The following is a 9,330-nucleotide window of genomic DNA, read 5'->3' as shown; positions in this document are numbered from 1 at the left end:
TTTCCTCCTTTATTTATGTTAATATTCGCCTATGTTATTACATTTTGACATAATTATTCATTTAATTACATATTATACCATTAAGGTTTTTATATACAAATAATTTTCGCCATATTCTTACATATTAGTGTTATTTTGGGCACATGGACCTATAATCATCATAGGCTTTTTGACCCATGTGATAGATTTCTGGCGTTCTCTGCAAACAGGTAGGTTAGATGCTGCAAGGTAGTATCCAGCTCATGAAAAAAGCTGAGATTTTTCATATCTATTAACTTTTTGGGGGAGAATGATTTATCAAGAATCATATAATACACCCGGCTACATTGAAAATAGATTTCCGAGGCAAAATATTAATATAGAAAAGCTTATAAGAAGGCTGGAGGGATCAATATGCTCATTTATGCAATTGTTTCTATGTGTTTAGCTCTTACATTTTACTCTATAGGGGTATGGAGCGAAAAATGGCAAGGTACCTTAAAAAAATGGCATCTGTTTGTATTCTGGATGGGCTTTATATTCGACACCGTGGGAACATCCATAATGAGTGAGATAGCAAAGGGAGGGTTTCAATTCGACTTCCATGGGATAACGGGTTTGCTGGCAATAATACTGATGTTCTTCCATTCAATATGGGCTACAGTTGTATTAGTCAAAAATTATGAATCCATGAAAACAAATTTCCACAAATTCAGCATTATTGTATGGTTGATTTGGCTGATCCCCTTTGTATCAGGAGCAATGTTTGCGATGGCAAAATAATAGTGCCAGACATTGGAGTTAGCAACTACTGCTACTCCATGCCAGGCACCATGGATTTTAAAACTTCCCTATCTAAGATCAGGATTTTTTTATGTCCTGTTTGATTTATCACACCCATGTCTTGAAGCTGGGACAGCTTCCTGCTCAAGGTCTCTTGGCTTATGCCGATATGAGCTGCAAAATCTTTTTTGCTTATAGACAACTGTATTTCATCCTTACCCTCTGACATTCTAAGTAAACTATCAGCCACTCTCTGCTCTACGTCCTGCAGCCCTAATGATTCTATCAGGTTTTCTGCGCTTTGAAGCCTTTTACTTAGCTCTTCAATTATCTTAGCAGCAATGCTTGGGTTCTTCTTTATTATTTCTCCCTATACTTTAACAGTCTGATAGCATTTACTATTACAATCAGCACACTGAGCTCATGTACCAGCATTCCAAAGGAGAGAAATACGGCTTTGGCTAATACCCCTGTTAACAACAATCCTACTACTATTATAGCAAAGTATATGTTTTGTTTCATATTTTTTACAGTAGCCCTGCTCAATCCAATAGCATAGGAGAGCTTACTTATCTCCTCTGACATTAATACTACATCTGCTGTCTCCATTGCGACATCTGTGCCCGCTCCCCCGATGGCAATGCCCAAGTCTGCGGTCGCCAATGCCGGAGCATCGTTTATTCCATCCCCAACCATTGCTGCCGCTCCAATGTCCTCTTGCAGCTTCTTCAATATGGAAACCTTATCTTCAGGAAGCAGCTCTGCATAATAATCGTCCAGTCCGACTTTTTTAGCGATAGCCGAAGCAGCTCTCCGGTTATCTCCGGTTAACATTACAATCCTTTTTATACCTAAGGCTCTCAGCCTTTTTACCAGCTTATCCGCATCTTTTCTTATAGTATCGGCAATTGAAATTATACCAAGAATCTTTCCAGGTTCTCCTACTATTACTCCTGTCTGTCCCTCAGCTTCTTCATTCATTAAGTAATCCTCTATATTACTTGGGGTTATTATCCCGTTTTCACCCATTAGCTTTCTATTTCCGATAAATAAGATTCTGCCGTCCAGCTTTACCTTCAGCCCTTGTCCTGCGATTATTTGCGATTCCTCAGGTATGATAAGATTATTTCCTGGATTTGCGCTGGCTTTTTGGGATATTGCCCGTGCCAATGGATGTTCCGAATACATTTCTGCACTTGCTGCCAAGCTCAATAGTTCTTCTTCACTTATTCCATACGCTCTGACACTGGTTACCTTTGGCTTACCTTCTGTAAGCGTGCCCGTTTTGTCAAATGCAAGTACCTTGATAGTTCCAAGCTTTTCGATTATTTCTCCGCCTTTAATTAGAACTCCATGCTTTGCTCCATTTCCTATACCTGCAACAATAGAAACCGGTGTAGATATTACAAGGGCTCCCGGGCATGCAATTACCAACAGGGTCAAAGATAGCTCAACATCCCTGGTTATGATAAAAATTACTGCTGCAAGTGCCATGATAGCCGGTGTATAATACTTTGAGAAGACTTCAAGGAATTTCTGGGTTGCTGCCTTCTTATCCTGTGCTTCCTCGACCATTTGCTGAATCCTGGCAAAGGTAGTGTCTTCGCCAACCTTATCTGCCCTTACCTTCAAATACCCCGATTCTATAATCGTTCCTGAGAAAACTCCATCTCCATTTTCTTTATTCACCGGCATGGATTCCCCGGTTATTGGCGCTTGATTGACATATGCACTGCCCTCTATTATTGTCCCGTCAACAGGTATCTTTTCTCCTGGGCGAACAATTACTATATCTCCTTTTACTACCTCATCCGGTGACAGCTCTATCTCCTCATCTGCTCTAACAACTCTTGCCACATCTGGTGCCAGATCCAATAGTGCTTTTATTGCTGACCTTGTTTTCTCAAGGGTCTTAGACTCCAAATAACTTCCAAGCATAAACAAGAATGTAACTGCAGCAGCCTCCCAATACTCACTAATAAACAGGGCCCCTATCACTGCAATGGTAACTAAGGCATCTATCCCAAGCATCTTGTACCTCAAAGCTCTTATTGCATTTAGAGCTGTAGGATACCCTGCGACAAAAGCTGCTGCAATCATCAAGGCATCAGATATGCCCGGGTAGCTTGCAAATTTGTTGAGCACTATGGAGATGAGTATCATTGCTCCTGATAATACAACTCTTTGGCCTTTACTTATCCTAAACATATCGATCCTCTCCCTTTCATTAGAAGTCCTATTTTTCTCCCAATACTTCAAACCCTAATCCTTCAATGGTTTTTCTAATTTCACTTCCATCATTAAGACTTTCTTCAAAGGCTACTTTCACTTTACTCGCATTGAATAGTACCTGAACCTCCTGTACTCCCTTTACTCTCTTGACAGCACCTTCGATTTTCATTGCACAGCTTGGGCAGACTAGTGTTTCAAGCTGATAAGTCTTATTTAACATGATCAATTCCTCCTTTTTTTTATTTCTTTTTGTTCTGTAATGTCATTATAGAATGGAAATAAAATCAAAACCTTGACCCAGGTCAAATTTTGGAAAATTAAACTAAATATTTTTTCCCAATATGTGGTTTACATTTTGACACACTATGTTACTATTAACATATAATGCTATTAACATATATATAAAGTAAAGTGAGGTATTAAATGTGTCAATAAAATACGCAATTCTTGGATTATTAAGCTGGAGGCCCTCTACGGGATATGACCTGAAGAAGATCTTTGAAGAATCGTCTATCATGTATTGGTCCGGAAATAATAATCAGATTTATAAAACGCTGATACAGCTTCTTGATGATGGTCTTGCTACTAATGAAGTACTTCATCAGGAAAGTACACCGTCAAAGAAGTTATATACTATAACAAGCAAGGGTGCTAAGGCACTCAAGGAGTGGGTACTCTCCACCCCGGAGCTGCCTGAGTTTAAAAAGACATTCCTTGTACAGCTTGCCTGGGCAGATCAACTTGATGAAAAGGAATTAGACGACCTGTTATCCAGATACGAGAATGAGATAAATATACAACTGCTGATGCAGCAGGAAAAAGCCCGAAGAGGCATCAACTCTCCGAAAAGAACTACTCGTGAAGCATATTTGTGGGATATGATATCTGAAAATATAATATCATCCTATAAAAATGAATTGGATTGGATTCGCAATGTTCGTAAGGAGATGAAAATATGAATTGCAGAGTGATTACTATCGAAGATAAAAAATACGTTGAGTGTGTTTCTTCAGAAATGAAGCTGGCAACCGAGCAAGATATATTAGATCTTGTAGCTGCCTGCTTGGAAAATAACTCTAGTCTGCTTATGATTAATGGTGAAGTACTCTCCGAAGACTTCTTTAATCTCAGCACAGGACTTGCAGGGGCAATGCTTCAGAAATTAGTCAATTATCAGATAAAAACAGCAGCCATTATTTCTGCTGAGCTTACAAACAGAGGCAGATTCAGAGAAATGGCTCTGGAATCCAACAAGGGTAACCATTTTCGCATTTTCAACACCAGAGAGGAAGCCGAAAATTGGCTTGTCAGTATTATATAGATAGAAGGGATGATCATATATTATGACTGAATGGTTTGTAACATTGAGCCCCGTTTTACAGGCTCTTTGTGCTACTCTTTTCACTTGGTTTGTAACTGCATTAGGGGCATCATTAGTATTTGTTTTTAAATCGATTAATAAGACAGTATTAAATGGAATGCTTGGCTTTGCAGCCGGCGTAATGATAGCTGCAAGCTTTTGGTCATTGCTCGCTCCGGCGATAGAAATGGCTGAAAAGTCCGGTACGACCGCCTGGATACCTGCTGTGGTAGGTTTTCTAGGGGGAGGAGCTTTTTTATTGCTTGTAGATAAGATTTTGCCTCATCTTCATATAGGACATTCCGATGATGAAGCCGAAGGCATCAAGACAGGCTGGCAAAGAAGTGTGCTCTTGGTACTTGCCATAACACTTCATAACATACCCGAAGGTCTGGCTGTCGGAGTTGCTTTTGGGGCTATAGCTGCCGGTCTGCCTTCAGCAGCTTTGCCGGATGCGATGGCCTTGGCAATCGGCATAGGGATTCAGAACTTCCCTGAAGGAGCTGCAGTTTCGATTCCTTTACGCAGAGAGGGATTCACAAGGTTTAAAAGCTTCCTGTACGGGCAGGCATCCGGGATTGTAGAGCCAATTGCCGGCGTGTTGGGTGCTATGGCTGTAATCATAATGAAGCCTCTCCTTCCATATGCTTTGTCCTTTGCTGCCGGAGCGATGATATATGTTGTCATAGAAGAGCTGATACCAGAAGCTCAGCTGGACAGAAAAACAGACGTTGCAACAATTGGAGCAATGCTTGGGTTTGCAATTATGATGGCATTGGATGTGGCTCTCGGATAAATCCATTTCACACCCCTGGAACTTCTCACTCGCATTCAGCGTCTTATATATGAATTCAAAATGTAGAGGAGGATAATATGAAAAAAATGTTAATAATTACATTGTCATTAGTACTTCTCGTTGCAGTATTCGCCGGATGCGCAAAACCTGCTGTGCAGACAGAAGCTCCAGCTCCACAATCCATTGCTGTAGGTGAACCAAATCCAAATACTCCGCCCAGCCCTGGACCATCAGCAAAAATTGCTGTAAAGGGAGTTGATATGCAAGGTAAACTCAATGGCAGAATTGATAATAACTCGGTTGAAATCGCGATAAATCCTGAAGATACTCTGGCTTTCAGAGTTACTGATGTACTTGATCAGCTGGATGGCATAGAAGATGGGGATATGGTCAAATTCTCATATGAAGCAAATGGGGATGATCAATTGAATATCACGAAAATTGAAAAAGTGAAATAACAAAAAAAGATGCGATAAATACTCGCATCTTTTTACTTTACCTGATATCCGTCCTCCAACTTAAGCTTGTACTACTCATGCTGTTACTATGAGTCCCAGCAATCTTGAAAAGTCCACTGCCTGCATAGGAGAAACAATTGCACCTCTTAGATCTTCAAGTTGTATGCCTAACCCTTCAACGTTGGAATTACTCAAGTCCATTCCAGACAGGCTTGTCCCCGACATTTGGCTTAGCTTAAAACTGCACTTCCTGAACTGCACCTTTTCAAAATGGCTGTTTTGAAAATTACTATTTTCAAAAATACTCTCTTCCAATATGACTTTTTTCATGTGAGCATAACTCATTAACGCAAATTTACCATTGCATTGTTCTATGTAAACATTCTGGAGTGTTGCATCACTTAGATTTAACCCCATGAGTTTGCAGTTAATGAACTCTGTCCTATGTATAATTGCACCATTAAAATTTGCATTTGATAAATCACAATTCTCAAATCTCACATCAGTAAGCTCCAAAAAGTTAAATATCACAGCTTTAAAATTCACGTTTTTAAAAATTACTCCTTCAAAGCTTACGTGACCGGCCACTTGATTTTCAATTTTACAGTCTAATATATATCCATCTTTAAAAACATTTTCATCTTCAATATCAGTAACCTCAGTAATAATAGTCTCAATTCCATTTATAAACTTCGGCTTGATTATCTTAAGCTCATCTTGCTTTTTATTCATGGATTATTCTCCTTATGCATTTGTTTTCTTATCATATTATACTACGCTTATGATAAAAGTTAACAATGGCACCTTCACATCATTATTTCCAACATATATCACATATGCTACAATAAGTACAATGCAGGCAATTATATATTCCTCGAAACCTTTTATACTTTGTGTGCTTTCGGAAAAGACAGATGTTGTTGAGATGAATGGCTTTATTAGTGCCTTAGCGTATCAAGCTTATCTGGAAAACATATAAACTAAAACAGTTTCTTGCACATATTCATTTCAGATGGTTTTTCCCTAAGTTCATTTATTTGAGGTATTATCCTTGTAAAATGCTCCGAAGCTATATGTTTATTCAAGGCGTCTTCGCTTTCCCATTCTTCCATAAAAATCAGTACTTGAGGATCTTTTACATCCTGATACAGTTCGTATTTTATACAGCCCTCTTCCTTTACTGTCATTTCTACCATTTCTTTCGATAACTCCAGAATCCTATCAAGCTTATCAGCTTTAGCATGACTTTTTGCAATAACCTTTAGCATTTAATATTCCTCCATATGTATTTATTTGCGATACTGTCATAGCACCGGTATATCGCCATTTTCTCATCTTATGACAGTATCGCTATTATATTATTTTCTTCTATACCAGTGGCATATTATCCTTCTGTCCAAAAAGGGATTTCTACGTTTACCTTGAATAAATCTCCATCAATCTCTATTTTGAACCTTCCCCCCTGCAGAGTCGTCAAGCTTTGTGCCCTTGCCATGGCATTTTTCTTCTTGTAATAAATAAAAGTGAGGCATCAAGTATTATAACTTAATGCCTCGCTTTTTTATCACTATGCACTACAAAAACAATTAAACCTCTGAGATCACTATTCCTATAAGTCCTGGTCCTGTATGCACTACCAGCACTGGGCTTATCTGTGTGAAAACTGTTTCATTTATATTTTTTAGCTCCTTAACTTTTTTCAATAAGTCTTGTGCTTCCAAAAAGGCATCTCCATGGGCTATAGCAATATTAACCAGAGTTTCCTTTGCCTTTTCTTTTATTATTTCAAGCAACTCTTCAATAGACCTGCTTCGTCCTCTAACCTTTTTATAACTATAGTACACACCCTCTTCATTTATAGATATAATTGGCTTTATGCTCAGCAGCTCTCCTATTGTACCTTCAACCTTGCCGATACGCCCGCCCTTTTTTAAATATTCCAGCGTCTGCACCACATAATAAACCTTCGTTCCCTTTAGTACGGTTTTTATCCTATTTACTGCCTTTTCAAAGTCATTTGTTTTCTCTAACTCCTTTGCACCCTCTATTATGGCAAAACCCGCACCCATGGTAAGAGACTTTGAGTCGATTATTTCAAAGGACAAACCCTCATAGCTATCCGCAATGTTTCTTATCATGTTCATAGTTCCGCTTATTCCGCTGGATATGGTTACTACTATCGCATGGGTATACCCCTCTTGTTTTAACTGATTAAAAAGATCTACAGTATCCTGGGGAGAAGGCAGCGATGTAGTTGGTATTTCTTCTTTGAACCTTGAGTATATTTCCTCAGGTGTAATATCAACTCTATCCCTATATTCTCCATCTGTGTATATGACTCTTAGCGGCAGAATTCTTATGTTGTATCTTTTTATCGTCTCTAATGTCAAATCACTGGTAGAATCAGAGACAATGGCAGTCTTGGCCATGCTATCACTCCTCATTTGCTAATCTATAATAATCGAACAATATGTTTCGCACTAAATCTGCTACATAATAGTTCAATAGTGCGAAACGTTTACATTGGTGTTATAAATCGCAACTATTCAATGAAATCTCCCTCGCGCGATTTATATTTTGTCTTAATATAACATTTGAGTTTAATTATACATTATATGTATTATCTTATCCATTTAATTTTCAGAATATTTATGAACTTATTAAATGAATTTTCATTGCAGCATGGTTTATTAATAAAATACCCCCTGCTTTATCTAAAGCAGAGGGTATTTTATCTCAAATTATCTCTTTTTCTTTGCCATAAAGTAACCTTCTATTTCTTCTAGGTATAATTTTGTTGAAACCAACCAACTATATTTTTTATTCCATCCTCATCCGAGCTATCCTTGATAGTAAAGCTCCTTACTGCATCATCAAGTATGCTTATATCCACAGCTATAGAACCTTTGTCTTCTCCTACTATTAATGTTCCTACCTTATGTGGATTGGCTCTGTCCTTAAAAGACATCCCCCTCGTATTAAGATTACCTCCAATAGATCTTACAGTATCACATTCAACCAAGCTGCCTAACTGATTTTCTAACGTATTTAGAACAATTTCAAAATCTGCAGGGCTAAAACTATTCATAACCATAAACCCCTTTCTTAAATAATAACCTTATATTCTAGAAGTTTATCCACTGTTATCAACTTAATTCTAGTATTTTTTTATATTGTTGATAGATACTAGTATTATGAATCAAATAACTGATTAAATGGAGGTATGAAAATGCAGCAAAACAATGCAAAACAGGGTATTCAGGATGTATATGACCGCTTGGTTACTTGTATGGATACTTTAAACCAGTCTCTGAGCTCTGCAGAGAAGGAAGAGAATAAACAACGTATTAAGAATACTTTGGGCGCTATTGATAATGCGATTGAAATTACTAATAATGCACTGGCAAATTATAGGGATTAAGTTAACTAAGAAACGGTGCTATGCACGCTTTTCAAAATGATTTTGAGCAAATAAAAACCCCTTAAATAGTCATCTATTTAAGGGGTAAAATATTCACTAATTAGATTATAGTAATATTTTCTGCCTGTGGTCCTTTTGGTCCGCTAGCTACGTTATAAGTTACTTTCTGTCCTTCTTGAAGTGATTTGTAGCCTTCTGAATTTATCTGGGAAAAATGTGCGAATACATCTGTTCCGTCTTCTCCTGTGATAAATCCATATCCCTTTTCTCCGTTAAACCATTTTACTGTTCCATTCATACT

At 38.0% G+C, this 9,330-nt stretch carries 14 protein-coding genes; 6 read left to right on the top strand and 8 right to left on the bottom strand.

Features of this window, described 5'->3' with window-relative positions; genetic code table 11:
- Positions 1-393: 393 nt before the first annotated feature.
- The gene (locus VEB00_17015) at positions 394-762 is read left to right on the top strand and encodes an HsmA family protein (protein ID HYF84706.1); all 369 of its coding nucleotides are present in this window, start codon (positions 394-396) and stop codon (positions 760-762) included.
- Positions 763-793: 31 nt separating this feature from the next.
- Here VEB00_17015 and VEB00_17010 read toward each other — a convergent pair whose 3' ends face one another.
- From VEB00_17010 to VEB00_17000, 3 genes are all read right to left on the bottom strand, one after another.
- Positions 794-1,012, bottom strand: coding sequence for a helix-turn-helix domain-containing protein (locus VEB00_17010; GenBank protein HYF84705.1), 219 nt, complete (start codon positions 1,010-1,012; stop codon positions 794-796).
- Between the two features lie 110 nt (positions 1,013-1,122).
- Positions 1,123-2,970: a cation-translocating P-type ATPase gene (locus VEB00_17005; GenBank protein ID HYF84704.1), complete on the bottom strand. Its 1,848-nt coding sequence runs from the start codon at positions 2,968-2,970 to the stop codon at positions 1,123-1,125.
- 28 nt (positions 2,971-2,998) lie between these two features.
- Positions 2,999-3,214, bottom strand: coding sequence for a heavy-metal-associated domain-containing protein (locus tag VEB00_17000; protein HYF84703.1), 216 nt, complete (start codon positions 3,212-3,214; stop codon positions 2,999-3,001).
- Between the two features lie 205 nt (positions 3,215-3,419).
- On the opposite strand from VEB00_17000, the gene VEB00_16995 reads away from it, so the two are divergent.
- The 4 genes from VEB00_16995 to VEB00_16980 all read left to right on the top strand — a co-directional run bounded on the left by VEB00_16995 (position 3,420) and on the right by VEB00_16980 (position 5,608).
- Positions 3,420-3,953: a PadR family transcriptional regulator gene (locus VEB00_16995; protein ID HYF84702.1), complete on the top strand. Its 534-nt coding sequence runs from the start codon at positions 3,420-3,422 to the stop codon at positions 3,951-3,953.
- On the top strand, positions 3,950-4,315 hold the full coding sequence (locus VEB00_16990) for a DUF4180 domain-containing protein (GenBank protein HYF84701.1): 366 nt from the start codon (positions 3,950-3,952) through the stop codon (positions 4,313-4,315). The genes VEB00_16995 and VEB00_16990 overlap by 4 nt, the downstream gene beginning before the upstream one ends.
- Before the next feature lie 22 nt (positions 4,316-4,337).
- Complete coding sequence (locus VEB00_16985; GenBank protein ID HYF84700.1) at positions 4,338-5,150, top strand: ZIP family metal transporter; 813 nt, start codon at positions 4,338-4,340, stop codon at positions 5,148-5,150.
- Between the two features lie 77 nt (positions 5,151-5,227).
- Positions 5,228-5,608 (top strand): hypothetical protein, encoded by a 381-nt coding sequence (locus VEB00_16980; protein ID HYF84699.1) that lies wholly within the window; start codon positions 5,228-5,230, stop codon positions 5,606-5,608.
- A 75-nt stretch (positions 5,609-5,683) separates the two neighbouring features.
- On the opposite strand, the gene VEB00_16975 is transcribed toward VEB00_16980, so the two are convergent.
- From VEB00_16975 to VEB00_16960, 4 genes are all read right to left on the bottom strand, one after another.
- Positions 5,684-6,340: a pentapeptide repeat-containing protein gene (locus tag VEB00_16975; GenBank protein ID HYF84698.1), complete on the bottom strand. Its 657-nt coding sequence runs from the start codon at positions 6,338-6,340 to the stop codon at positions 5,684-5,686.
- Positions 6,341-6,588: 248 nt separating this feature from the next.
- Positions 6,589-6,876, bottom strand: a complete 288-nt coding sequence (locus VEB00_16970) for a putative quinol monooxygenase (protein HYF84697.1) — start codon at positions 6,874-6,876, stop codon at positions 6,589-6,591.
- Between the two features lie 318 nt (positions 6,877-7,194).
- A complete protein-coding gene (locus VEB00_16965; protein HYF84696.1) occupies positions 7,195-8,037 on the bottom strand; it encodes a DegV family protein in 843 nt (280 codons plus the stop codon).
- A 353-nt stretch (positions 8,038-8,390) separates the two neighbouring features.
- Positions 8,391-8,696: a hypothetical protein gene (locus tag VEB00_16960; protein HYF84695.1), complete on the bottom strand. Its 306-nt coding sequence runs from the start codon at positions 8,694-8,696 to the stop codon at positions 8,391-8,393.
- A gap of 141 nt (positions 8,697-8,837) precedes the next feature.
- Here VEB00_16960 and VEB00_16955 point away from each other — a divergent pair, with 141 nt between their 5' ends.
- A complete protein-coding gene (locus VEB00_16955) occupies positions 8,838-9,029 on the top strand; it encodes a hypothetical protein (protein ID HYF84694.1) in 192 nt (63 codons plus the stop codon).
- Positions 9,030-9,129: 100 nt separating this feature from the next.
- Here VEB00_16955 and VEB00_16950 read toward each other — a convergent pair whose 3' ends face one another.
- Positions 9,130-9,327: a cold-shock protein gene (locus VEB00_16950; protein ID HYF84693.1), complete on the bottom strand. Its 198-nt coding sequence runs from the start codon at positions 9,325-9,327 to the stop codon at positions 9,130-9,132.
- Positions 9,328-9,330: the final 3 nt, after the last annotated feature.

This window comes from Clostridia bacterium (genome assembly GCA_035628995.1).
Taxonomy (GTDB): Bacteria; Bacillota; Clostridia; order Lutisporales; family Lutisporaceae; genus BRH-c25.
This window is presented reverse-complemented; position numbering and strand designations above follow the sequence as displayed.